Source organism: Pseudoalteromonas sp. R3 (genome assembly GCF_004014715.1).
Taxonomy (GTDB): Bacteria; Pseudomonadota; Gammaproteobacteria; order Enterobacterales; family Alteromonadaceae; genus Pseudoalteromonas.
On record NZ_CP034835.1, the window covers coordinates 119,914 to 145,644 of the forward strand.

Annotated in this window: 22 protein-coding genes; 10 read left to right on the forward strand and 12 right to left on the reverse strand. The window is 50.5% G+C overall.

Translation table 11 applies throughout. The features are described from left to right. Window positions 1–33: 33 nt before the first annotated feature. The 5 genes from xerC to ELR70_RS05430 all read right to left on the reverse strand — a co-directional run bounded on the left by xerC (window position 34) and on the right by ELR70_RS05430 (window position 3,987). Window positions 34–978 carry a tyrosine recombinase XerC gene (gene xerC / locus ELR70_RS05410; protein WP_054017386.1) on the reverse strand — a complete coding sequence of 315 codons (945 nt, stop codon included), beginning with the start codon at window positions 976–978 and terminating at the stop codon, window positions 34–36. Then, a complete protein-coding gene (locus ELR70_RS05415; RefSeq protein ID WP_054017387.1) occupies window positions 975–1,619 on the reverse strand; it encodes a DUF484 family protein in 645 nt (214 codons plus the stop codon). The genes xerC and ELR70_RS05415 overlap by 4 nt, the downstream gene beginning before the upstream one ends. Beyond that, complete coding sequence (gene dapF, locus ELR70_RS05420) at window positions 1,616–2,446, reverse strand: diaminopimelate epimerase (protein WP_054017388.1); 831 nt, start codon at window positions 2,444–2,446, stop codon at window positions 1,616–1,618. Before dapF ends, ELR70_RS05415 begins: the two co-directional genes overlap by 4 nt. A gap of 89 nt (window positions 2,447–2,535) precedes the next feature. Then, complete coding sequence (gene lysA / locus ELR70_RS05425; RefSeq protein ID WP_054017389.1) at window positions 2,536–3,789, reverse strand: diaminopimelate decarboxylase; 1,254 nt, start codon at window positions 3,787–3,789, stop codon at window positions 2,536–2,538. Continuing rightward, complete coding sequence (locus ELR70_RS05430) at window positions 3,790–3,987, reverse strand: lipoprotein (protein ID WP_054017390.1); 198 nt, start codon at window positions 3,985–3,987, stop codon at window positions 3,790–3,792. Between the two features lie 127 nt (window positions 3,988–4,114). Here ELR70_RS05430 and cyaY point away from each other — a divergent pair, with 127 nt between their 5' ends. The 7 genes from cyaY to add all read left to right on the forward strand — a co-directional run bounded on the left by cyaY (window position 4,115) and on the right by add (window position 11,131). Continuing rightward, the gene (gene cyaY / locus ELR70_RS05435) at window positions 4,115–4,435 is read left to right on the forward strand and encodes an iron donor protein CyaY (RefSeq protein ID WP_010387071.1); all 321 of its coding nucleotides are present in this window, start codon (window positions 4,115–4,117) and stop codon (window positions 4,433–4,435) included. Next, window positions 4,435–5,088: an alpha/beta fold hydrolase gene (locus tag ELR70_RS05440; RefSeq protein ID WP_054017391.1), complete on the forward strand. Its 654-nt coding sequence runs from the start codon at window positions 4,435–4,437 to the stop codon at window positions 5,086–5,088. The genes cyaY and ELR70_RS05440 overlap by 1 nt, the downstream gene beginning before the upstream one ends. Window positions 5,089–5,105: 17 nt before the next feature. Further along, on the forward strand, window positions 5,106–5,990 hold the full coding sequence (locus tag ELR70_RS05445) for a DUF2914 domain-containing protein (RefSeq protein WP_054017392.1): 885 nt from the start codon (window positions 5,106–5,108) through the stop codon (window positions 5,988–5,990). Window positions 5,991–6,009: 19 nt separating this feature from the next. After that, window positions 6,010–6,948 carry a hydroxymethylbilane synthase gene (gene hemC, locus ELR70_RS05450; RefSeq protein WP_054017393.1) on the forward strand — a complete coding sequence of 313 codons (939 nt, stop codon included), beginning with the start codon at window positions 6,010–6,012 and terminating at the stop codon, window positions 6,946–6,948. A 1-nt stretch (window position 6,949) separates the two neighbouring features. Beyond that, a complete protein-coding gene (locus tag ELR70_RS05455; RefSeq protein ID WP_054017394.1) occupies window positions 6,950–8,749 on the forward strand; it encodes a uroporphyrinogen-III C-methyltransferase in 1,800 nt (599 codons plus the stop codon). Beyond that, window positions 8,746–9,849: a heme biosynthesis HemY N-terminal domain-containing protein gene (locus ELR70_RS05460; protein ID WP_054017395.1), complete on the forward strand. Its 1,104-nt coding sequence runs from the start codon at window positions 8,746–8,748 to the stop codon at window positions 9,847–9,849. Before ELR70_RS05455 ends, ELR70_RS05460 begins: the two co-directional genes overlap by 4 nt. Before the next feature lie 286 nt (window positions 9,850–10,135). Further along, the gene (add, locus tag ELR70_RS05465; protein WP_054017396.1) at window positions 10,136–11,131 is read left to right on the forward strand and encodes an adenosine deaminase; all 996 of its coding nucleotides are present in this window, start codon (window positions 10,136–10,138) and stop codon (window positions 11,129–11,131) included. 30 nt (window positions 11,132–11,161) lie between these two features. Here the strand turns inward: add and ELR70_RS05470 are convergent, their stop codons facing one another. From ELR70_RS05470 to ubiD, 3 genes are all read right to left on the reverse strand, one after another. Then, the gene (locus ELR70_RS05470) at window positions 11,162–11,572 is read right to left on the reverse strand and encodes a CBS domain-containing protein (protein WP_054017397.1); all 411 of its coding nucleotides are present in this window, start codon (window positions 11,570–11,572) and stop codon (window positions 11,162–11,164) included. 128 nt (window positions 11,573–11,700) lie between these two features. Further along, on the reverse strand, window positions 11,701–12,414 hold the full coding sequence (gene fre, locus ELR70_RS05475) for an NAD(P)H-flavin reductase (protein WP_054017398.1): 714 nt from the start codon (window positions 12,412–12,414) through the stop codon (window positions 11,701–11,703). 144 nt (window positions 12,415–12,558) lie between these two features. After that, complete coding sequence (gene ubiD / locus ELR70_RS05480) at window positions 12,559–14,031, reverse strand: 4-hydroxy-3-polyprenylbenzoate decarboxylase (protein ID WP_054017399.1); 1,473 nt, start codon at window positions 14,029–14,031, stop codon at window positions 12,559–12,561. Window positions 14,032–14,307: 276 nt separating this feature from the next. On the opposite strand from ubiD, the gene ELR70_RS05485 reads away from it, so the two are divergent. Continuing rightward, window positions 14,308–16,950 carry an EAL domain-containing protein gene (locus ELR70_RS05485; RefSeq protein WP_082353360.1) on the forward strand — a complete coding sequence of 881 codons (2,643 nt, stop codon included), beginning with the start codon at window positions 14,308–14,310 and terminating at the stop codon, window positions 16,948–16,950. Here the strand turns inward: ELR70_RS05485 and ELR70_RS05490 are convergent. Together ELR70_RS05490 and ELR70_RS05495 are read right to left on the reverse strand one after the other, a co-directional pair. Continuing rightward, window positions 16,947–17,732 carry a sel1 repeat family protein gene (locus tag ELR70_RS05490; RefSeq protein ID WP_054017400.1) on the reverse strand — a complete coding sequence of 262 codons (786 nt, stop codon included), beginning with the start codon at window positions 17,730–17,732 and terminating at the stop codon, window positions 16,947–16,949. The two genes, ELR70_RS05485 and ELR70_RS05490, sit on opposite strands and share 4 nt — an antisense overlap. A gap of 87 nt (window positions 17,733–17,819) precedes the next feature. Beyond that, window positions 17,820–19,232: a M28 family peptidase gene (locus ELR70_RS05495; protein WP_235577147.1), complete on the reverse strand. Its 1,413-nt coding sequence runs from the start codon at window positions 19,230–19,232 to the stop codon at window positions 17,820–17,822. A gap of 176 nt (window positions 19,233–19,408) precedes the next feature. Here ELR70_RS05495 and dbpA point away from each other — a divergent pair, with 176 nt between their 5' ends. After that, window positions 19,409–20,794 (forward strand): ATP-dependent RNA helicase DbpA, encoded by a 1,386-nt coding sequence (dbpA, locus tag ELR70_RS05500; protein ID WP_054017401.1) that lies wholly within the window; start codon window positions 19,409–19,411, stop codon window positions 20,792–20,794. A gap of 40 nt (window positions 20,795–20,834) precedes the next feature. Here dbpA and ELR70_RS05505 read toward each other — a convergent pair whose 3' ends face one another. Next, the gene (locus tag ELR70_RS05505; protein ID WP_082353362.1) at window positions 20,835–21,410 is read right to left on the reverse strand and encodes a DNA-J related domain-containing protein; all 576 of its coding nucleotides are present in this window, start codon (window positions 21,408–21,410) and stop codon (window positions 20,835–20,837) included. Window positions 21,411–21,496: 86 nt separating this feature from the next. Here ELR70_RS05505 and ELR70_RS05510 point away from each other — a divergent pair, with 86 nt between their 5' ends. Further along, window positions 21,497–24,364, forward strand: coding sequence for an ATP-binding protein (locus tag ELR70_RS05510; protein ID WP_054017403.1), 2,868 nt, complete (start codon window positions 21,497–21,499; stop codon window positions 24,362–24,364). Here the strand turns inward: ELR70_RS05510 and ELR70_RS25680 are convergent. Next, a complete protein-coding gene (locus ELR70_RS25680; protein WP_054017404.1) occupies window positions 24,341–25,627 on the reverse strand; it encodes a methyl-accepting chemotaxis protein in 1,287 nt (428 codons plus the stop codon). The genes ELR70_RS05510 and ELR70_RS25680 overlap by 24 nt on opposite strands. Window positions 25,628–25,731: the final 104 nt, after the last annotated feature.

Below are 25,731 nucleotides of genomic sequence, written 5' to 3' on the forward strand. Positions count from 1 at the left end.
CAGAGTTTACCTAATTAATAGCCAAAGACCTACTCAGTCTTTACGTTGTTTGCGGGCTCTGGGGTGGGCGTTGTCATACACTTTGGCAAGGTGACCAAAGTCCACATGGGTATAAACCTGAGTGGCGGATAAACTGGTATGACCTAACATTTCCTGAATGGCCCGCAGGTCACCACTGGATTCAAGTAAATGGGTGGCAAAGGAATGGCGCAGTTTGTGAGGATGAATGGTGCCTGAGATCCCCTGACGGATCCCCCACTCCTGCATTCTGGCACGCACATGGCGTGCTGAAATACGGGTTTTGCGCTTACTGACAAACAACGCGGGCTCATCGGCTGTGGCAAACTGAGGGCGATGCTTGAGCCAGAGTGTGATGGCCTCCAGCGCTTTGGTGCCAACCGGCACAACGCGTTCTTTATTGCCCTTACCCAGCACCCGGATCTCGCCATCACGGATGTCGTGAAGGTTGGCATTAACCAGCTCACTGACACGCAGCCCGCTGGAGTACATCAGCTCCATAATGGCTTTGTCTCGCAGTGCCAGAATATCATCGTCCCGGATATCCAGAAGCTGCGCCATTTGGTCGACATCCAGACTCTTTGGCAGGGGCTTTTGAAATTTAGGACCGCGCAATCCCTGAGCCGGATTCGGCGTTTCGGCGTGGGCCTGGTGCTTGTGCTGCAAAAACTTATACAAGCTGCGTACGCAGCTGAGTTTCAGGTTGATACTGCGCGGGTTATATTGCCGGGTGCGCAGTTGTATCGAATAGCGCCTGACCAGCTCACTGCTGACAGCCAACCAGTGGTCACAATGAGGTGCAAAAAAAGCGGCAGCCTGCAACAGTTGTCGACGATACTGGCCCAGCGTATGTGCCGAATATTGACGTTCAAATTGCAGGTAAGCGGCAAACTCAGCAATCGGTTCCAGCCAGCCCGGACCGAGGTTATTTGGGTTCACATCGAGATGCGGTTTGCTCATGCCAGGTGATGTAATCGAAGTGTCAGTGAAGTGACCAGCTCACTGACGAACAGGTCACCGTTACCAGGCGCGAAGTGATCGGCACAATAGCTGGCGAATAACAGCATGGCTTTGGGGGTCTCACTGTCACCTAAGGTATATAAAGCAAAGGACTGACACTGAGCGTCTTCGAGCAGCCCGGCACGCTCTGCTTGACTCAGGCGACCCTGATAACAGCTCGAACCTCTAAGCCGGCTGGATTGCAATGCGCTGACTGCACTCACCTGCTCATTGTCTTCTTGCAGATTGATCAGCTGACAATGACTGACTTTGGGCAGTTGGGTCAATTCGTGGCTCAATAAATCGCCCAGTGAAGATACGTCCTGACACTGCCAAAGACGTCGCTGGCACTCACTGAACAGACGATAAATCTGTTCATTCTCATTAGCATGCGCAACCATCTGTGCGATCTGTTTTTCAAGTTGCTGATTGCGCTCGCGTAAGGTACGTTGCTGCAATAAAGCCAGATTAGGCGCGCCCTGCGAATCGTTGTATAAGTTAAGCTCCAGTAACAGATAAGGATGTTGCAGCAAAAACTCAGGGTTGTGGTGAAGAAAATCCTGCACCTGTTGATGTGTTACTGAGCCCGCGTTACTACTCATAAGGCGATTTGTCCGTCGAATACGTGTTCCGCAGGACCGGTCATTTTTACGCTCTGACCCGGGCCATTCCAGCGCACCTGAATGCTACCGCCTGGTAAATCGACCCGCACGGTGCTGGCCAGTTTATCCTGAGCAATGCCAACGACTGCCGCGGCACATGCGCCGCTGCCGCATGCCAATGTTTCAGCCGCGCCTCGCTCCCAGACTCGCAATTTAATGTGCTCACGGTTGATGATTTGCATAAAACCAATATTAGCACGTTTTGGAAAACGCTCATGTTGCTCTAGCAGGGGCCCCAGCGTGTCGACCTCTGCCTGGTCGATATCCTCAACTTCAATCACACAATGTGGATTACCCATAGATACAACGCCGCAAAAAACTGTGTGCTCCTGCGCGCGCAGAATATAGGTTTGCTCCTGTTGTTTTGCTTTAAATGGGATTTGCGTGGGTGCAAATTCCGGTTTACCCATATTGACCGTGACCTGGCCGTCTTTTTCGGTGAACAGGGTAATATTGCCCCCTTTGGTGGACACACTGACTTTATGCTTATTGGTCAGGCCTTTCATACGGACAAAGCGTGCAAAACAGCGTGCGCCATTGCCGCATTGTTCTACTTCGGTACCGTCGGCATTGAAGATCCGATAATGAAAATCCAGGTCGGGTGAATAGGGCGGCTCAACCAGTAACAGCTGGTCGAAACCGATGCCAAAATTACGGTGTGCCAGTTTACGGATCTGGTCTCGTGACAAAAAGACATTCTGGGTCACATTGTCAACGACCACAAAATCATTGCCTAAACCATGCATCTTAGAAAAATTTACAAACATAAAGCCTTATCTATTCTGGTGTCGGCAGCCAGTCGGCGCCGCACCTATTTTATGATTGTGATAACCTAACTTTGCCATGCCGCGCGTCTTTACGGAAGCACTTGCTCGCCTTGCCACAAGGATTCCAGCGTCTCTCTTGCGCGGATCAGGTGACAGGTGTCTCCATCGACCATGATTTCAGCAATGCGCGGGCGTGAGTTGTAATTCGAGCTCATGGTAAAGCCATAGGCGCCAGCCCCTCGTTGGGCCAACAAGTCGCCAGGCTGAATCGCCAGCGGCCGATCTTTACCTATAAAATCCCCTGTCTCGCACACGGGCCCTACAACATCATAGGTATGCAGTGGCGTATCATCCTGGCGGGGTGTTACCGCAATGATCTGTTGCCACGCCTGATACAGAGAAGGGCGCAACATGTCATTCATGCCGGCGTCAACAATGGCAAAGTGCTTATCTTTGGTCGGTTTAAGATATTCAACTTTGGTGACCAGTATCCCGGCATTCGCGGCAATCGCACGGCCTGGCTCAAAGATAAGTTCCAGGTGCTGATACTCGGCGAGTCGCGCTTTGACCTCAGCTGCATAGGCACTGGGGTGTGGCGGCTTTTCGCTGTCATAGGGCACGCCCAGACCGCCGCCAATATCCAGATGCCTGAGCGTAATGCCTGCCGATGCGAGTGTCTCTACCAGTGCAAGCACTTTATCCAGAGCAGCAATAAACGGCGTGACTTCGGTAAGCTGGGAGCCGATGTGAAAATCAATGCCCACAACATCAATGCCGGGCAAAGCACAGGCAAGCTGATAGACATTGAAGGCTTCTTTAATATCAATCCCGAACTTGTTTTCCTTTAGCCCGGTCGAAATATAAGGATGTGTTTTGGCATCTATATCTGGATTGACCCGAATTGAAATCGGCGCGAGTAAATCGAGCTCACTTGCCACTTGGCTGATACGACGTAATTCCGCCTCGGATTCGACGTTAAAGCATTTAATGCCGGTTTCGAGCGCAAAAGCGATTTCCTGTGCTGTTTTTGCTACGCCAGAAAATACGATTTTGGCCGGATCGCCGCCAGCTTTGAGCACCCGTGCTAGCTCTCCCTGCGAGACTATATCAAACCCGGCACCCAGCCTAGCCAGTACATTCAGTACTGCGATGTTGCTGTTTGCTTTGACTGCATAGCAGACCAAATGCGGGTGACCCTCTGCCGCGTCAGTGAACGCATGGTAGTGGCGCTCCAGCGTCTTTCGAGAATACACATAACAGGGCGTGCCGTAGTTGTCGGCGATGTCACTGATGGCGACCTGCTCTGCATGTAGCTGATTATCCTGGTAGTGAAAGAAATCCATTTACGACTCCTGTTTCGTATCATCGTCCTCAGACGGTGCGGTATCCTGAGCAGGCTGAGGCGTTTGCTCGGGCGCATTGGTCGGTTGGGTGCGTTGTTCAGGTAAATATAGGGGCCCACTCTGGCCGCATGCACTTAGCAGCAAGAGGCTGGTCAAGATCAGGGTAAATAGGCTAAATTGAGTGTATGTCGCTTTCATTAGATTAATGATGTCAGTGCCTTTATAATCGCAGAGTAACAGAATTGGTAAAAAAAGCAGCTTAGAAAGTAAATTTAATTGCGCTAAAGTAGCGGACTTTCGGGGTTTGCACAGTAAGGATCAAGCTATGACAGATCATGAGTATCACGAGTTAGCAGATGCGTTAATGTTGACCATTGAGGAGCAAATTGACGACTGTGAGGTTGACCTGGATTATGAATCGGCATCCGGGATCCTGGAAATCATTTTTCCGGACCGCAGTAAGATAGTGATTAACAAACAAGCCCCTCTGCACCAGGTGTGGGTCGCAACTAAGTTTAACGGGCATCATTTTGAGCTGCGCGATACACAGTGGATAGATAACCGCAGTGGTGCCGAGTTCTGGCAGTTTATGAGCGATGCAGCAACCCGTCAGGCGGGCCAGACCATAGAGTGGCAGCACGACTGATGCTGCCATTTGTAGAATACCCGGCCCAGGGAACCCACAGGGCAAGCGTGATTTGGTTGCATGGTCTCGGTGACTCCGGAGACGGTTTTTTACCGATCGCACCTGAGTTGCGGTTACCCGCCGAACTGGGCGTGCGGTTTATTTTCCCCCATGCGCCAGAGCAGCCGGTGACCGTGAACAATGGCATGGTGATGCGCTCCTGGTATGACATCAAATCTTTTGATCTGGATAAAAGAGCCGACGAAGCGGGTGTGAGAGACTCTGCGAAGCTGGTTCAGGCAGTGATTGAGGCTGAGCTGGAGGCTGGCATACCACCAGAGCGTATTATTCTGGCTGGATTCTCACAAGGTGGCGTGATGGCATTGCACCTGGCGCCGCGTTTAAAAGTGCGGTTAGGTGGCGTAATGGCCCTGTCGTGCTATATGTGTGCGCCAGATAAACTGGCACAGGAAGCGGTGCAGAGCGACCTGAATGTGTTTATGGCCCATGGCAGCTTAGATCCTGTGGTTCCTATGGTGGCTGGACGGCAGGCCTTTGACACCTTACAAGCTCAAGGCTACGAAGTTAGCTGGCAGGATTACCCGATGCAGCATCAGGTTTGCCAGGAAGAGCTGGAGGCAATCCGCACCTGGTTACTGGCCAGGCTAACGTGACAACAGAGTGAGCACCCATGACACAACGTATTGTGATTAAAACCGCAGTAACCAAAGCAAACGAGGTCCCGGCAAGGCCCGTCACCTACCAATATCATTGGCGCCGTATTGGTGCGGTTGGTAGCGTGGCTGCAATTGGCTTAGCTGCCACGTTTTATGGGATAGTGAACTCGGTGAGTGCAGACGAACAACCCGTTGAGGTGGTAGATGCGTATCAGCTCCCGGAGTCTGCAAACGGTGTGTCTGACGTCATTGCAGAAGAGTTGCTGGTTACTGATACGACGCTTGTCGTGTCTGCTGAAGACGCTCAGTCTGCCCTGGAAGAGTCGTTCCCCGAGCTGGTGGCCCAGCCGACTGACGAACTTGCCGCTGTGGTTGAATCTGAACCTAAAGCGGAAATGTTGGTGGCTGTTGAGTCAGATTATGTTGCTCTGAATGATGATGCTGTGGCCAATGCCGATGTACAAGTGGACGATCCTGACATTGGTCGTGACAGTGAGACGACCAAACGGTTTGCTGAAGATGCCCGGGTTGCCAGTGTGGCTATGGCTGCTCAGGTAGACACCACTCACGTGAGCCGTGCGGTGCTGACCACAGAGGTTGTGGATCGGGAGCCGGTCAACGTACTCAAAGACAGTGTTGAGCAAAGTGCCTTTTCGGAGAAGTTATATTTCTTTACCGAAGTGCGTGGGTTGCAGGGACAAACCATACGACACCTGTGGTTTCATCAGGATCAGTTGATGGCAGAAATTGAGCTGCCCATCAGTGCCTACCGACACAGGACTTACTCCAGTAAAAATATTATGCCAAGCCAAAGTGGTCAGTGGCGGATTGAAGCGATCACCGCTGATGACCGGTTGTTGGCACAGAAAACCTTTAGAATTATTGCAACCGCTCAATAGCGAGCAGACTGAGTAAAGCATGACGACAAAAAAGAATGTGTTGCGTATCGCAACAAGAAAAAGTGCACTGGCCCTGTGGCAGGCCGAGTTTGTGAAAGCCGAACTGGAAAAGTTTCACGCCGATCTGGAAGTTGAACTGGTTCCTATGTCGACCAAAGGCGATAAAATTTTAGATACGCCACTGGCTAAAATTGGTGGTAAGGGCTTGTTCGTAAAAGAGCTCGAGCAGGCCATGCTGGAAGGACGTGCGGATATCGCGGTACATTCAATGAAAGATGTTCCTGTGGAGTTTCCTGACGGACTTGAGCTGCATACCATTTGTGAGCGCGAAGATCCCCGCGATGCGTTTGTCTCGAATACCTATCAATCGCTGGCAGAGTTACCGGCAGGTTCTGTCGTGGGTACGTCCAGTTTACGCCGTCAGTGTCAGATCCGTGCAGTACGTCCAGACCTGGTGATCAAAGACTTACGCGGTAATGTGAATACGCGCCTGGCCAAACTGGATGCCGGTGAGTTCGATGCCATTATTCTGGCCGCGGCGGGATTGATCAGACTGGAAATGGCAGAGCGGATCGCCAGTTTTGTCACGGTTGAAGATTCGCTACCCGCGAATGGTCAGGGTGCCGTGGGCATCGAATGTCGAAGTGACGATGCGCAGGTTCAGGCCTGGTTGGCTCCGCTTGAGCACAGTGAAACGCGCATGCGTGTATTGGCTGAGCGGGCTATGAACCGTCGCCTGGAAGGGGGATGTCAGGTCCCTATTGGTGCGTATGCCGAAATTGACGGTGAACAATTGACCTTGCGTGGTCTGGTGGGTGCGGTAGATGGCAGCCAGATCCTGCGAGGGGAGCAAAGCGGTCCGGTCGCTGATGCTGAGCAGCTGGGGATCCGCCTTGCTGAGTCTTTGCTGGCACAAGGTGCGGACCAAATTCTGGCTGAGGTTTACCGGGACAACTAATGTGAAACTAGCCATCACACGTCCGGCAGGCAAAGGAACACTGCTTGCCGATCAGCTCGAAGCACAGGGGATCAGTTGTGACTGCACCCCCGTGCTGGAGCTGGTAAAACTGCCGGTCAGTGAGACTGAACTGGCCCCCGTCACAGATGCTGATCTACTGATTTTCATTTCTCAGGATGCGGTGCACTATCTGGCACAGCATCAGCCTAACTTCTCTGCCGACTGCCAGTTTTTCGCCGTAGGCGATAAGACCGCCGCAGCCATAGAAGCGTGCTTTGACCGTAAGGCTTGTGTGCCGCAGCAACATGACTCGGAGGGATTGCTCGCCTTAGCGGCATTACAACAGGTTGAGGGTAAACGGGTTGTAGTAGTCAAGGGGCGAGGCGGCCGCACACTGATCAGCAAGATGCTGAAACAGCGTGGTGCGCTGGTATCGCATTGCGTGGTCTATGAACGGATCCCGGCCGCAACTGGGTCCGATATCTGGTTGGACCACTGGCAAAGGCTGGGCATTGACGGTATAGTAATCACCAGCAATGCAGCCATTGACGCCATCTTCAATACCCAGCAGAGTGAATTACTGAACTGGCTGAGCAGTCGCCGGTTTTATCTGGTTAGTCAACGCAGTGCAGAATACCTTCGCGAACAATACGCGATTGAGGACAAACAAATCGCCATCAGTGCAGGAGCAGATAACAATGCGTTACTGGCCTGCATTATGGACAATCAGCCCCGCCAAGGTGGAACTATGACAGAACAACAACAAAGTCACTCAGGCCCTCAGTCTTCGGGCAAAACATCTAAACCCGTTAATGCATCCGAAAAAATCAGTAAAACGGCTGTTTTGGCTCTATTGGTCGCACTGGCTTCCGGTACCGGCGCGGGGGGAGTGTATTATCTGGGACAGCAGCAGCTGCACCAATACCAGCAAACGCTGGCGCAACTGGGTAGTGAAAATCAGCAGTTACTTACTGAATTGGCGGCCAGCAAACAGGCACTTAGTGCACTGCGTGGCGAGGTCACTGAACGTGAGCAGCAGGTTGCACAGCAACTTAGCGTGCAAACTCGAGAGCTTGAACAACGCTTACAGAACACACTGCAGGCAGCTAAACAGCAACTGGGTGGTGCCCAAAAAGCAGAGATAACCGCTTTGATACGCACTGCGGAGTTTCAGGCCAATATCCAAAAACACTACCTGGCCGCAGCCGCGACCTTGACTCGTCTGAACGATTTAATGCGCGAGCAGAGCAACACATCAGCAGTGCAAACGGCCATTGCTGCCGATCTGGCGCTGTTGCATGCCCAGCCAAAACCTCAGCTGGAAGCGCTGTATCTGGATCTGCACGGTTATGTTGCCCAGGCTGATGACTTACCATTACAGGTTATGACTAAACCTGCGGAGCAGCAATCTGAGCAAAGCGAGCTGACGGAGCAGGTGAGTGACTGGAAGGCCAATGTCTGGCGCTCCTGGTTAAAAATCCAGGATCAGTTCATTAAGGTACGTAGCCATGATAAGCCGGTTATTGATCCACTGTTGGATGCAGAGGAACAACAGCTTATTCGTGCTCAGCTGAGTAGTTATCTGCGTCAGGCGCAGACGGCATTGATGCAGCAACAGCAGAGTATTTACTTCACTGCACTGGAAGGGGCGGGCGCGACCTTAGCGCGTTACTACCGGACTGAAGACAGTGCGGTGGTGGCAATGCAGGCGGGCCTGAAAGCACTGCAACGCAAAGAGTTTGCAGCGCCAACAGCCCTTGAGTTACAAGCCCCTCAGGCAGTGAAGGAGTGGTTACAATGACACGCACACTGATCTCTGTTTTAGTGCTTCTGGGTGTGCTGGCAGCCGGACATTTGTTGATCGACGAAAAAGGCTATCTGCTGATTGCGGTGAACAACCACACCATAGAGACCTCCTTGTTTGCACTCGCTGTCATGATGATTTTTGCTGTGCTGCTCGGTGCTTTGGTGCTGAACTTGCTCGGTGCACTCTGGCGGACCTTCGCCCGTAGTCGTGGTTGGCTGAAAGGACGCAAAAATAAACGTCAACAACACGCACTGGAAGCCGCTGTCTGGGCATGTATTAATGGTGATGACGGGCAACTGCAGCAAGCCCTGGCGATCGGTGACCTGCCCGCTCACTGGCAGGATCAGCAGCGCGCGATGGCGGCTCGGGTTGCGTTGCAACAGCAGCAGCCGACGCAGGCATTGGCAGAACTACAGGCGATGTCTCCCCAATCGCAAGGGCAAGTTGCCAAGCTTTGGCTGGCAGCCAATCAGGGTGAGCAGGCTCTGACACTGTTGGAGGCACAGATGACCGATAAAAAAGTGTCCGACAGTGTGGTGGCAAGCTATCTTGAGGCTTTGATCCAGGCTGGGCAGAGTGAACAAGCACTGGCATTGATCCAGCAAAAGTACAAACTGCTGGACTGGTCAGAGGCGCGCTGGAAGGCGTGTCTGCATGCCTTGTTTGCGATCGATGACAGTACGGCTCAGACCACGTTTAATGGACTGCCTAAGTCGTTGCGGCCTCTGGCAGCGCCAGCGCTGACCCAACAAGCGTTGCGCCATGGGCAGTTTGATGCTGTGCGTGGTGACTTATTGAAATACCTTAAAAAAGGCCAGTATCAGCATCTGGCTGAGGCGTTACAGTACGCCACTAGCTCCGACCCTGAATTGCGTAAACTGATCCAGGCTGCTTTGAAGAAACAGCCGGAACAGCCCGAACTGCTGTTCAGCTTGGCGTGTCTGGCCAATGCACAGGGAGAGCATGAATTGGCAGCCAAGATTTTCGATACGCTGGCTAAATCACCCTGGCAAGGGCTGTGGCAGCAACAAGCCGAGCAGGCCTATGCTAAAACGGGGCAATTTGATAAGGCCTACTTACTGGCCACTCAGTAAATCACAAATACAGAGAAACACCGGTCGTCAGACCGGTTTTTTTACTCTGTTACTCGCCAGCTAAACAAAGCCGTCATTTCTGAACTGAACAACCTTGGCGACAACTCGCTATCTACCTGCTCTTATTAAAAACCCTGAAAACCGTAAGCTCAATAAAGTAATCCGTTGGGTTGAGTATGTTTGAATGTGGATTGGTATAAATAATCGGCTTTGCGGATATTTGTCCTTGAATCTACACTTAAGCTGCGTATGATCTGAAAAATTTTATCTGCAATCCGAGTGCCTTATGATCAATACCAAACTACCTTTACTTGATTTACACCGCCACTTAGACGGTAATGTGCGTCCTGAAACCATTTTGGACCTTGGTCAGAAGTTCAATATGCCGCTGCCCGCAAACGACGTGGAAGGCTTGAGGCCACATGTCCAGGTACTCGATAATGCGCCAAACCTGATGGCTTTTCTGGCAAAACTGGACTGGGGCGTCAAAGTGCTGGGTGATTATGATGCCTGTCGCCGTATTGCAGTTGAAAATGTCGAAGATGCCATTGCTCAGAAGATGGATTACACCGAGCTGCGTTTTAGCCCTTACTATATGGCCAAAACCCATGACTTACATCCACAAGGTGTGGTGGAAGCGGTCGTTGACGGGATTCATTCGGCTACTCAGGGGCGTGATATTAAGGTCAACCTGATTGGTATTATGTCGCGTACCTTTGGTGTTGAAAAATGCCAATATGAACTCGATGCTCTGTTGGCGTTTAAAAATGACTTAGTCGCTGTGGATCTTGCCGGTGATGAAATCGGTTTTCCGGGTACGCTGTTTAACGACCATTTTAAACAAGTCCGTGATGCGTATCTGGGCGTGACCATTCATGCAGGCGAGGCGGAAGGTGCAAGCAGTATGTGGCAGGCGATCAACGAGCTGGGTGCGACGCGCATTGGCCATGGCGTGAAAGCCATTGAAGATCCTAAGCTCATGGATTATCTGCGGGACAACCGAATAGGTATTGAATCTTGCCTGACCAGCAACTTGCAAACCAGTACTGTTGCAAGTATTGAAACTCATCCACTCAAGCAATTCTTAGATCATGGTATTCTGGCGACAATTAATACAGATGACCCGGCGGTGCAAGGGGTGGAGCTGGACAACGAATTTGAACAGGCCGCGCCACTGGCTGGCCTCAGTGAAGCTGATATCAGACAGGCACAGGCCAATGCGGTTGAGATTGCCTTTTTAAGTGACGCAGATAAGCAGGCCCTGTTACAAAAATATGCCTAACTGGCGCACATCCTCTCAATTACCAGCTGCTCAGTGTGCTGAGCAGCTCAAGTAGTTTTCTTTTAGGGCATTGAGCACCTGACTGCGGGTCACCACAGCTATCACCTTGTCGTTATCGATAACCGGATAGATTTTGGGCTTGTTCTGCTGCATCTGCGTGGCTAAATCTACCACTGTGGTGGTTTTGCTGACCGCTAAAGTCTCTTTACGCATCAATTGGCCAACTGCGGTGGCGCCATCACAGAAGTAACTACTTTGCAGTAGTGGGGCCAGCAATTGTTGTTCAGAAATAAAGCCGACTAATTTGCCTGTATGATCCTGTACCGGCGCGCCGAATAGGGCGAATTTTTCGAGCTGCACAATAGCGTCGGTGATTTCAGTATCGGGTGTGATCAGTGGAAACTGGGTAGACATGATGTCTGAGATAAATTGTTTAGCCATGTGAGTTCTCCTGTTAAGTGACAGTCCCAGTATGGATAAACAAAACTTATTTTAAAAATGGATTATTTGTATCGCAATGATTGGTTTTTTTGATGGATGCGCGATCGGGTGACCGCGCATTCAGTGCATTACTTAATAAATGCAAATGCATCGGCGAACATAAATTCGCGCTGCGCGCCATGGTTGATGAAGTCATCACGTACGATGCCAATCATGTCAAAGCGGCCGGCCATATAAACACTGTATGGCTCCAAAGAGACAATGTCCTTCATCACCGCCTGGTGTACATAGCCGGTGTGACCTGCCCAGGTCTCTGATGCATGTTCAACCACAGGAATAAACTGGAAGTTTGCTCGACTGCTTGCCCAGGCTTCCATCTCAGCCTTGGCATACAGTGCTGATTCTTCTTTTACACCCCAGTAGAACAAGACTGGCTGGTCATAGTTAATTTCCGCCAGGTGGTCGGCCATAGATTTAACATAGGAAAAACCGGTACCGCCTGCCAGTAATACCAGCGGACGCGCCTGTTCAGGGCGAATTTGCGAAACGCCTAGTCCGACTTCTAAATCGACCTGTGCCTGGTTGTTGTGTGCTGCTTTTAAATGATCCAGCGCCTGCATGGCATAAGAGTCTGCGCCAGATGCGCCTATATGCAGCTCCAGTGCATTCTTCTTCGACGGGCTACTGGCGATTGAGAACGCACGTTTGTCTTTTTCACCAAGTACTAATTGCAGGTAGTGGCCAGCGGCAAATTCGGCATCCTGCTCGGGTGTTAAGACAACTTTAGATACGTATTCAGTCAGTGGCGAAATCTCGGCCACTGTGGCTTTGAGTACTTGCATTTTTTACCTTAGAAAATAAGCACGGTGGTGAAAGTGTGTGCACTTTAGCACACTCGCGATTGCCCTGTAACCGCTTTCACACCGAGACAGACAGTTTCCCGCGTCGCTATCATCAGCAAGCCAGAAAAAAGTCTGTCTTATTCATTACGATTTAATGATTTTGAGGCTATCCCAAATCTCATCAACACGCTGTTTCGTTGCGTCATCCATGACGATGGGCTCACCCCATTCCCGATCGGTTTCACCCGGCCATTTGTTCGTTGCATCCATGCCCATTTTGGAACCCAGTCCAGACACAGGTGATGCAAAATCGAGATAGTCGATAGGCGTGTTTTCTATCATAGTGGTATCCCGGGCCGGATCCATACGGGTCGTAATAGCCCAGATCACGTCATTCCAGTCTCTGGCATTGACGTCGTCGTCGCACACTATGACAAACTTGGTGTACATAAACTGGCGCAGGAACGACCACACACCCAGCATCACACGCTTGGCATGGCCTGGGTACTGCTTCTTCATGGTAACCACGGCCATCCGGTATGAGCATCCCTCTGGTGGCAGGTAAAAATCGACAATTTCCGGGAACTGCTTTTGTAAAATAGGCACAAAGACTTCATTGAGTGCAACGCCCAGAATGGCTGGTTCATCGGGTGGTCTGCCGGTATAGGTGCTGTGGTAAATCGGGTTTTCACGATGCGTGATGTGGGTGACCGTCATCACCGGGAAGTCATCGACCTCATTATAATAACCCGTATGATCGCCATAGGGGCCTTCCGGCGCGGTTTCACCTGGTTGAATATACCCCTCCAGAATGATTTCCGCTGTGGCGGGTACCTGCAGATCATTAGAAACTGATTTAACAACTTCGGTCTTGCTGCCACGTAGCAGGCCTGCAAAGGCATACTCGCTCAGTGTATCCGGTACTGGTGTGACAGCACCCAAGATCGTTGCTGGGTCTGCACCTAAGGCGACTGAGACCGGATAAGGTTCACCGGGATTTTGCTGACACCATTCCTGAAAATCCAGGGCTCCACCGCGGTGGGACAGCCAGCGCATGATGATCTTGTTTTTACCGAGCAGCTGCTGACGATAAATACCCAGATTCTGGCGTTTCTTGTGGGGCCCGCGGGTTACTGTTAAGCCCCAGGTGATCAAGGGGGCTGCATCACCCGGCCAGCAGTGCTGGATTGGTAACTTAGTCAGGTCGACCTCATCACCACTCAACACGACCTGTTGGCAGGGGGCTTTTTTGAGCTCTTTTGTGGGCATATTGAGCACTTGTTTAAACACTGGGATTTGACCGAGTGCTTCTTTGATCCCTTTAGGTGGTTCAGGCTCTTTCAGAAACGCCAATAGTTTTCCGACTTCGCGTAACGCTTCCACGTCATCCTGACCCATTCCCATGGCAACCCGTTTTGGTGTGCCAAAAAGATTAGCGAGTACAGGCATGTCAAAGCCTATGGGATTTTCAAACAAGATAGCGGGCCCGCCGGCGCGCAATGTGCGGTCTGCTATTTCGGTCATCTCCAGCTTGGTGGAAATGGGCTGGCTCACCCGCACCAGCTCACCCTGCTTTTCAAGCAGAGCTATAAATTCTCTTAAATCTTTATATTTCATCACTATCTAGGGCTGCACTGATTCAATGGCGCTAGTATAACAAGTCGCCAGATGTAGAACAGACATTTACGTTTGGTTAGCCTGTTTGGTTTACTGTCGCTGCACGCGGTAGATGAATAAAGTGCCACCTGAGTGTGTTTCACACTTTTATTAACTATTATTATGCTATCGGTGGAAATAATTGATTCGGCGCAATAGTCTGGATCCTCTATGTATCTTTGCTTTTTGCTTTCAGTTATAGTCGGTTGCATTGCGCAGTATTTGTTTGGAGGCGGCTTGAAAATAACAACCACAATAGCCAGCTCATGTATTGCCATTCTGGCCTTATTTTGTCCTGCAGTGAACGGCGCTGCGGCGCAACAAGTTTTGCCTATGAGTGCGTTTGAGCAACATAGTGCAGTGATGTTACTCATTGAACCTAAATCCGGAGACATCGTTCAGGCGAATGAAGCGGCAGCTTTGTTCTATGGTTACAGTCAGGCTCAACTGGAAGACATGCAGATCCAGCAAATCAACCAGTTTTCACCTCAGCAGGTGGAGCAGGAGCGGATGTCTGCGCTGAGCGAAGGACGCAATTATTTTATATTTCAGCACCAGCTTGCCAATCAGCAAGTCAGAACGGTGAGTGTGTATTCTGCACCATTTACGAGTGAAGAGGGCTTGCCGCTGTTGTTATCGGTGATCCAGGATATCAGTGCACAACGCACTCTAGAGCGAGATTTGTGGCATTATCAATCCAATCTGGAACAACAAGTTGCACTGCAAACCGCAGAACTCAAAGACGCCAATACGGTGCAGCTGATCTTGCTTGGGAGCGTAATTGCCATTTTGGGCGGCTCTATTTTGGTGTTAGTGATGTTTACGCTGCGATTGCGACGTGCTAAACGCCGCACAGAGTTACAGAAAAACCGCTTCAGTGCCATTTTTAACGCCATCGGCGATTATCTTATTTACACTAATTCAAGCAATGTTGTGGTCTCGGCAAATCAGGCTGCGATGCGCGACTTAGGCGACATACAGGGGCGCCCGATAGGGTTTATTCTGGAAGAATGTAGCTGCCTGGATAGGCTTAGGGCTGAGCCCATTGAGTGTGAAGTAAAACTGGCAGGTCAACGTCGGGATGTCGAGATCAGTAAGACAGCTGTACTGGACAGTGCCGGCGTGGAAACCGGGTCGATTTATTTAATTCAGGATATCAGTAAGCGCCTAGTCCAGGAGCAGGAACAACGACTTGCCAGTACCGTCTTTGCGACAACCAGCGAGGGTGTACTGGTCTCCAACCGTGATAACCAGATCCAGATGGTCAATCAGGCATTTACAGATATCACCGGCTTTACAGCCCAGGAAGTGCTGGGGAATACCCCATCGATATTTAATTCGGGCCGACATGATGCCGCCTATTTCGCTCAGTTATATGATGCGTTGACTGCCCGGGGTCACTGGGAAGGCGAAATCTGGAACAAGCGTAAAAACGGCGAAGTATATCCCAGCTGGTTACAGGTGTCGGCGGTGTTCGATGCAACCGGCGAAATCGATATGTACGTGGCCCTGTTTAACGATATTACCTCTCGCAAGCGCAATGAGCAGCTGATGTGGCAGCAGGCCAACTTTGATAACCTCACAGGCCTGGCCAATCGTCATCATTACCATACTAAGTTCGATTTGGCACTGGCGCAGGCTAAGCAAAAGCAAACCCGCCTGGCGGTGTGTTTTATCGATCTGGACCGCTTTAAGGCAGTCAATGACACGTTAGGGCATCACATTGGTGATCAGCTACTCATTGAAGCGGCTAACCGGATCCGCGAATGCACCCGAAATTCAGATACTGTGGCACGCTTAGGGGGTGATGAGTTTGCCCTCTTATTACCCGATATGGCAAAAATCAGCGATATGGAAAAGCTTGCAACCAAAGTGTTGCACGCACTGAGCGAGCCATTTTTTCTCGAAGGCCATGAAGCATTTGTGTCAGGCAGTATGGGCATTACCTTCTATCCCGATGATGGCGCAGATCGCAAAGTGCTGCTCAGAAATGCCGACAGTGCCATGTATAAGGCAAAAGAGCATGGCCGTAACTGCTTTCAGTTTTTCACTTCTGCGATGCACGAGCATGCCAAAGCACGCAGTGCGCTCGAAGGGGCACTGCATCGCGCTCTGACTAACCGTGAGCTGTATCTTGCATATCAGCCGATAGTCGGGCAAGAGCGACTCGGGTGTGAAGCGTTGCTACGATGGCACAACCCGCAGCTGGGACAGGTCTCACCGGCAGACTTTGTGCCCATCTGTGAAGAGTTAGGGCTGATCATCACCATTGGTGAATGGGTGCTTTATCAGGCTTGTGCACAGGCTAAGTCTTGGATCACGCAAACCGGTCAGCCTTTGTTTGTGTCGGTGAATGTCTCAAGTACACAGTTTAAGCGTCAAGACATTGCCAGCCTGGTTGGCAAGGTACTTAAAGAAACCGGTTTAGCAGCCGATGCATTAACGCTGGAGATCACCGAAACCGTATTGGCCGATAACTCTGGCCATATTCAGCGTCAGCTTGAGAGCTTGCGTACTATGGGCGTAGGTTTGGCCATTGATGATTTCGGCACCGGGTACTCTTCACTGAGTTATCTGAAGCGCTTCCCTTTGTCTAAGTTGAAGATAGACCGCGCCTTTATTCGTGATCTGCCTGATGACGAAGAAGACAGGGCATTGGTGAGCGCCATTATCTCTATGGCCGGCCAGTTGCATTTGAAAGTTATTGCCGAAGGGGTTGAAACACCGGAGCAACTGAGTTTCTTGCAGGAGTTGGGCTGTGATTATACACAGGGCTTCTTGCACGCTAAGCCATCAGACACGGCGCAGTTTGAGGCTTTTATTCACGACTACGCTCGGCAACAGCACAATCGCTCAGAGCAGGCGAGTATCGCCCGCTAGCCACACGATAGCGTGTTTGAACATAACTCACTGAGCAGTGCTTTTGCTTTTTGATTGCCCTGCGCAGCTGCCTGATTGAGCAGTTGGATTGCCAGCTCTGAATCTGCATCTCCTCCTTCCGAGGCAAGGAGCATGGTGGCCAGATTATATTGTCCCCAATGGTCGCCCAGCTCTGCTGCCTTGGTAAAGGCTTCACGCGCTTCAGACAGTTCACCTAATTGATAATGCGCAATGCCGCGTTGGTTATCAGGTGAAAGCCGATGTTTAGCTATGGGTGTATGCAGGCGGGGAATAACGCGAGGCTTGACTATGCCGCCCATAACATAAATATCATTGGGTCTGTGTATGGCGTAGATTGCGCCTTGCTCAAAGTAGTTGGCCAATGCACCTCTGGGCCACTCAATTGGCTCTGGGTCAAAATAGTTGTCCAGCATCAGGTTATCCAGCTGGATCGCCCGTTTTACATCCCGTTTTCGCCCATAGGTGTAACGCCCTTGTTTAACCATGACAGTGTCTTCGGTGGTTGCTATGACCTGAGTGATCCGATACTGGGCCTGATAGACTCGTTGAGTCTCAAAACGACCCAGATCAATCAAAATCAGGTCATCCGTTTTCGGTTCTACCAGAAGGTGCTGGTAGTGTGCTGTCTGCTGCACATGTTGGAACCAAAAATACGCAATAACACCCAGTATAGACGTAAGTAGTAACGTATTTTTAAAGCGGATCAGAAAGCGGCTGATCAGATCATGAGAGGTAAACAGGCCTGCGGTGAGTTTCTCCATTGTTCGCTCCTTGTTTGAATATGGCGTCGAGCCCTGGTGCTTGACGCCTGAAGTTTGTATGCACTCACTTAACGATAAAAGCGAGCTTTATTTACCCTGCATACGCGTTTTTCCATTGGCTGCCATCAGCGCGAAGACGGCATAGGCCGCGGTATTTTGCTTCAACTTGGCGGGATCGACTTTATCCAGCGTGTCGTCTGCGGTGTGATGGTAGTCAAAATAATCGGTACCATCCTGGTGCAGATCGAAAATCGGTGCAGATGTCAGGCTATTTAACGGGATCAGATCCGGACCTCCTCGCGCACGATTGGCACCAATGTAGGTAATACCCAAAGGTTTTAACTGCTCAGCAATGGCGCGAACCAGCGGCAGAGAAGCGGCATTCACTTTGGACTCGAATGCATACACCACATCCGCACCAAAGTCAGATTCAGCGGCGGCAACAATTTGCGCCAGTTTGTCTTCATGACGTTTGAAGTACGCTTTGGCACCCCATAATCCCAATTCTTCGGCGGCAAACAGGACGACCCGGATGCTGCGTTTGGGTCGAGTCACTGCGGCGATGTGTTTGGCCGCGGCCATGGTCAGCGCCATGCCTGCACCATCGTCCAGAGCACCTGTTCCAAGGTCCCAGGAGTCATGGTGGCTGCCAAGTAAAACGTATTGGTCAGGAAACTCTGAACCGGTGATTTCACCAATCACATTAAAACTGGTACCTTCGCCGAGATCTTCGGTCTGAATATTGATTTCGACTCTGGGAGTGTGACCATGCTTGAACAGACGCGCAATTTGATCGGCGTCTGGGTTTGCAATGGCGGTTGCCGGGATTTTAGTGACCTGCTGGTCATAGTGGCTGCCACCGGTGTGCGCAAAACGATGATGAGCAGTACTGACAGAGCGCATCATATAAGCGATGGCCCCCTTCTTTGCCGCTTCAACGGCCCCTTTATTGCGAGCCTGGACTGCCGGACCGTAGCCGTTGCCATCGATATCTCGATTCATTTTATAGTTGATGAAAGCAATTTTGCCTTTCAGGCTACCCGCTGGTGCAGCTTTTAGTTCATCAAAGGTTTCAAACAACACGACTTCACCACTCAGGCCCTGTTGAGGGGTGCTGACGCTATTGCCCAGTGCAGTGATGTGCAGAGGCTGTTCACTCGGTGTAAGCAGTTTCGCCGACTCGTGATAGCGGCGCCATTCAGGAAAAGTCGCGGCTTCCAGCCAGACCTTGTCAAAACCCAGACGTTTAAACTGTTTCTCAGCCCAGGCCACCGTCAGCTTATCATTTTCTGTGCCTGGCAGGCGTGGACCTACTTCTGTCGTCAGCGACTCCAGTAATTGCCAGCTCAAATCACTCTTGCTCGCCAGTGTACGTACTTTGGCGACTTCTTCGAGTTGTGTTTGCGTGAATTCCTGTGCCTGAACAACCGCACTGGCGGTTAGTGCACACAGTGGTAACAGCCAGTGTCTGGCGGCGCTGGTTAGCCCGCTAAAAGGCATAAAGCGTATCATCTGAACCATAGTAACCCTTGGTAATTTAAATCGCTTAAGATTGTCGCAACAAATGGTGTTAAATTAAACTTTTTCGGGGTGAACGGGCGTTTTTACTGACTGAAGTGACGGCGCTATGCGGGATTTGCTAAACTTGGCAAATTGAGTTTCTCCGAGGTAATAGTGTGACCCAATCGTTTAATCAAGTGCCGTTGGCCCGGCATCTCCAAAGTGGCTTACAGCAAGCCGGTTTTACCACCATGACACCGATTCAGGCGCAGGCATTACCTGCCATTATTGCCCTGCAGGACGTAATCGCTCAGGCAAAGACCGGATCGGGTAAAACCCTGGCATTTAGTCTTGGTTTATTAAACAAGCTGGTGGCTGAAGATCAGGTGATCCAGAGCCTGGTAATGGCACCTACCAGAGAGTTGGCACACCAGGTGGCCACGGAGATCCGCAAGCTGGCGCGTGGCATGCAAAACATCAAGGTGCTGACAGTGTGTGGTGGTGAGCCTATAGGCCCGCAGGTCAGCTCACTGGAGCATGGGGCGCACGTTGTGGTTGGTACCCCCGGACGGATTGAAGAGCATCTGTATAAAGGCACACTCGATTTGACTCAAGTGCAGACCTGGGTTTTGGATGAAGCCGATCAAATGCTGGCTATGGGCTTTATTGAAGCGCTGGAAAACATCGCCATTTATCTGCCTCCAGAGCGTCAGACATTGATGTTCAGTGCCACCTATCAGAAAGATATTGAGGCGCTGACCCAACAGTTTATGCGTGAGCCTGTGATGGTTAAGGGGGAGGAAGAAACCCTCAATCGGCAAATTAAACAGCAATTTTTTGCGCTTAAAAATAACAAACTGAGATTCAACACACTGCGCCTGTTGTTGCAGCATTACAAGCCAGTTAGCTGCATTGCATTTTGTAACACCAAAGTCGAAACGAAGAAGTTATATAGTGAGCTCAAAAGTAGTGGCGTGAATGTGGTCACCTTGCATGGCGACCTGGATCAGGCTGAGCGGGTTCGCGCATTGATCCGCTTTGCCAATAAAAGTGCATCAGTGCTGGTTGCTACGGATGTTGCAGCACGGGGCCTGGACATTGATGATGTCGATATGGTGGTTAATTACCACATGGCACTGGATCCGCAAACTCATGTACACAGGGTCGGTCGCACCGGGCGGGGTGGTAAAAAAGGGCTTGCCTGCTCTTTGTACGGTGAAAATGAAGCATTTAAAGTCGCTAAACTGAGTGAGATCTATGAACAGGCGTTTGAGCCAGCAGCGCCGCCACCTTTGAGTCTGCTCGACAAGCCCGTCTTCAAGCCCCCGATGGTTACTTTACAAGTGGATGGGGGGAAAAAAGACAAGCTTCGCGCTGGCGACATTGTCGGTTGTCTGACCTCAGAGCAGGGGATCGGTGCCAGTCTGATTGGTAACATCGATTTACTGGATCATCAGGCGTTTGTTGCTGTGGCCAGAGAAGGAGTCAAACCCGCGCTCAGAAAGTTACAGGAGAGCAAGCTTAAGGGGCGTAAATTTAAAGCCAAGCGGATGAGTCTGTAGCTATATCCATCCGCATTCATATTAATCATCGGGGTTGATATTATTCATCTGCTTCTGCATAGCATTTTAGTAGCTCATACTCCTCTTGAAGTTGTTGGAACAAGGTTTGTTCCCCTTGTTGATCTGGGTGAGCTGCAAATGCCAGTGTGCGCCAGCGTTTGCTAAGCTGGCGCTTGGAATACGGGCATGGCAGTTGCCACTTCTTGATGAGCTCAACGGGCTGCTCGGCCCCCGTCTCAGGCATCTTCATGTAGCGTTGCCAGAATTGAGTCAGCAGCGCGGTGACCTCGTCTTTACTGGCGTCATAGTTGCGCCAATCTAAATAATAGTTCCTGAGAGGATCTTGGTTTTGCAATGTGGCGCGTGCTTGCTGCTCAAACAGGCGGATGTCCATGGCCTCAACCTGCAAATAATATCCTCGCTCAGCAAACTCTTGCTGTAGTTGATAGAGTGCATTCATCAGCAAAAAGTTACGCTTAAAAAGCGCTTTGTCAGGGTCATCGTCCAACCGTGGGAACCCCATTTCTTTGTCCAAGGCGCTAGCCAGTCGATGTAATTGCGTTGCGCGCTCACGGGTGATTATCCTAAAAGTGGCATCAAGGAGGGGGTTCAACATTGTTCCGCCTGTAAACATGGTGTATCTTCTTTGTTCAATTCTTATTTTTTGACACGTCTATTGCAAGTAATACGGGGCAGACAGGGATGATAAAGGGGTTTAACTGGGCTTGGGCTATAGCGGCTGTGTTATTGACCGGAGTATGGTCACTCAGAGTTAATGCCGACGCCTCTGTTTCTGCGCCTGCTATCACGCAGCAAATTAATGCGTTGTCAGACATGACAGACTGGCAAGAACAGATGCTGGGTGCGGAGCGTTTACTGCAGCTTTCAGAATTAACGCCAGAGCAAAGGGCAAGTACACTCAAAACTATCGGTAAGATCGCGCTAGAGAGCACGCGCTATGAGATGGCCATACGTTACTTTGAACAGCTTGAGGGCTTGAGCCGTGAAACCGGGCTGTCAGACAGTTTATACCATGCATTTAAAATGCAGGGGATTAGTGCTTTTTATCAGGGGGACTATTCGGCGTCGGTCATCGACTACCAACAGGCCTTAGTGGTTGCTGAGCAAAGGGGTAAACCCATTGAGCGGGCCGACATCCACAATAATCTGGGCATGTCTTTTATCCAGATCCATGACCTGGAAGCCTCGCTGGAACACTACCTGGCAGCTTATATGTTGTACGAACAACATGGCAATGAGCAAGACAGAGCTGATATGTTGTTGAATCTTGCCGGCGTGTACATTCGCCAATTTCGTTACAACAAAGCTGAGGAGTTACTCAAACGCGCCATAACGCTGTTCGAGCGGCTGGGTGATGAGTATGGCGTAGCACTGTCGCAAGGAAACCTTGGGGTCATTTATACAGAATCAAACCGGCCAGAGCTGGCGCGTACCGCTGTTAAAGCGGCGGTTGATTACTATCATAGTATCAACAATACACGGCATCTGGCGTTTGAGTACGTCAATATGGCTAAGTTAAGTTTATTGACCAGGGATTACACATCTGCTGAGCAGGAAGTCAATTTTGCTATGTATTATGCGGAGAAAGCCGATAATCAGGCTGGCGTAATGCATGCCTTGCACCCGACAGCCAGGCTGCAATTGATGCGTGGAGAAATAGATGCCGCAGAGGCCAGTATCGATCAGGGTCTAACCTTAACACGTAAACTAGGTGACCGGCTCAGAGAGCGAGAGTTTTTGCATTTACTGGCCCTGGTTCAGGCTGCTAAAGGTAATATGCAGGCGGCGGCAGAAGCTCTCGACTATTATCGGGATCTGCAGTTTTCCCTACTGAACGAAGGTTTGATCACTCGCCTGAATAAATATCAAAGTAAATTTGAAGAAAGTCAGCTAAGTCAGGAGCTGGCAAAAATGAAGCAGGCGCAGGAGTTGCAAAAACTCCAGGATGAGCAGCAAAATCAACTGTTATGGATGAGTGGCTTAATCTTGTGCCTGGCGCTGATTTCTGTCTTTGCATTTTATCATCGTGCGACGGAGCGGCGCGCAAAAATTGAACTCAGTAAAAAAGTAGCCCAGAGAACGGCGCAGTTGCAGCAGACTGCCGATGAGTTACGTAATGCAAATCAGATAAAGAGCCAGTTTCTGGCTAATATCAGCCATGAAATTCGTACCCCCTTGACCGCTATATTAGGCCATGCGGAAAGTCTGCAGCAGGACTATGCTCATGATCCTCATTTACTCTCATCGTTAGGGGTGGTGACAAGGCAAGGGAATCACTTGAAAGACCTGATTAGTGATGTACTTGACCTGAGCAAGATTGAAGCGCAGAGGCTGGAGCTGGAGTACACCGAATTTACCATTGAGAGTTTACTTGCCGATGTCAGTGATATGTTTCAACGTCCTTGTATGGAGAAATCGCTTGCGTTACTGGTCGAGAATGACTTACCCACTCCCTATTTAGTGCGGCTCGATTATGTGCGCCTGAAGCAAATTCTGATCAACCTGCTCAGTAACGCAGTGAAGTTTACGCATGAAGGACAGGTCGAGCTGATCATCAGACAGCATGAGGACGGTGTGTTATTTATTGTTCGAGACAGCGGTATTGGCATGTCGGAGCCTCAAGTTGCCCGGATTTTCGAGTGTTTCCAGCAGGGAGACAATAGTATAACGCGTCGGTTTGGCGGTTCCGGATTAGGGCTTAGCCTGTCGCAGCATTTGGCTAAAATGATGGGGGGAGAGATCTCTGTTTATAGTGAGGTTGACAGGGGAAGTCAGTTTAAATTGAGTGTGCCCTGTGCCCGGTTGAGCCACGCCAGCCAGCCTGATAACGTTGAAAAAGTATCGCACCTGCAGCCTCTGGCGTCAGATGTGAATTTATCAGGCACTGTGTTGCTGGCTGAGGATCATGATGATAATCGTGCCCTGATCTCCCGCTTGCTAGAAAAGATGGGGCTTGAGGTTGATACTGTAGGTAATGGGCGAGAAGCGGTAGAGCGCTGTCTCAGCACCTATCCGGACGTCGTATTGATGGATATTCAGATGCCTGAAATGGATGGTCTGGAGGCACTGAAACTGATACGTCAGGCCGGTTTTGAAGGAGAAGTGTATGCACTGACGGCCAATGTGATGGAGCATGAGATTAAAGGTTATCTGGCACAGGGCTTCAGTGGTCACCTCAGCAAGCCAATTAACAGCGATTTATTGTATCAGACACTTGCCCAGTCTTTGCAGCGTATCAATGCATCACAGCCACTGGATCTGTCGATCGATATGAGTGATCTCAAACAGAGCTTTGCACAAACGTTGGAACAAGAGCGCTATAAGCTGATTGATCTGTGGCAGGAGCAGGACTGGCAAGCCCTGCAGCATCATTGCCACAAATTGAATGGTGCAGCGAGCATGTTTGAGTTTGTACATATCGCCGATGTCGCCTCGCAATTTGAAGCTGCGCTGAAGCACCAACAAACTGCACTGTATCAGGACTTGTTTCTGATCTTGTGTGATGAACTCAAGGTGTGCAGTTATTCAGAACAACTCGATGTCACCTAATTCACTGTGCTGGTCAGGCTGTTTAGTGTGGTCAGGCTTCGACACCACGGTCTTCTCTGCGTCATAGTTATAGCGACTGGTATCGGTGCGGTGGGACATGTCCAACTCGGGTCGCTGGGCTGTAAAAATTGACAGCTTTTCATGAATGCTTGCGGCCAGGTTAATCAGATCGCTGCTTGATACGGCCTGGATCTTAGAGGCGGATAGCGCATCTGAATTGAGTTCAACCATAGACTCGATGCTTGACTGTGCTTCGTCTGAGACTGCCTTTTGCCGGCTTACCTGATCGTGAATACTGTGCGACATCGCATTAATTTCAATCATGGCGCCTTCTATCTGGTCGACCTCTTTGGTGGAGGCTTCTGATAAACTGACCGTTTTATCGGTTTCTTCCAGTGCGGTGAGCATCAGCGCATGGGCACTGTCTGTGCCTGCCTGAATTTTATTGACCATGGTCCGCACTTCCTGCGTTGACTGACTGGTGCGTGCGGCCAGGCTGCGTACTTCGTCCGCGACCACTGCAAAGCCTCGGCCTTGCTCACCTGCTCGGGCCGCCTCAATAGCGGCATTCAGGGCCAGTAAGTTAGTTTGATCAGCGATGGCATTGATCACATCAATAACGGAACTAATGGCGTCGCTGTCAGCTTTCAGTGCCGCTATTTGTTCACTGGTGGCCTGAATATTTGTTGCCAGCGTCATCAGGCTTTGTTGGCTCCGGTCAGTATCAATACGGGTTTTCTTGACCGCCTGCGTGGCGTTTTCGACAGAGCTGTAAATTTTCTCCAGGCTGTCATCCAGTTCTCTAGATACCGTCAGCATATGGTTGATGGCCGTGGCGAGATCCGCGCCGTGCGCATGCTGGATGGTGGCTTTTTGTGTCATTGAGGCATAGGTATCGCGCAGGCTATCGGCCATCGGGGTCAGACGGGAAGAAGACGCATAGACTTCGCCAATAATGTGTTCCATCATGGCCATACTGGCATTAATGGCCAGGCAAGCCTTGGGCAGAGTTTTGTCTTGTTCGTCAAAGCGAAAGGTGAGGTCTATGGTGTCCTGGTGATGTAGTGCGCTGACAAAGCTTTGTAAATAGGCCCCCTTTTCTTGTTTTTTATCTAACCATACGGTGATCAGCACAGACGCAATCAGCATCATAATGATTAAAGTGGCAGTCACAGTAAGAGGGAGGGAAAAGATGGCAGTACAGACCAGCACGGCGGCTATGTTCACTGTCGTCACGGCCATGGCACTGGCTACTAAACGCATGGGTATGGGTTCCTTTATCAGACTTGCAGGATAAGGATCGTGTCCTTATTTGCGTTCAAATGTCTTTTGCATATCCTTTAATATATAGAACACCCCCCAGAGAG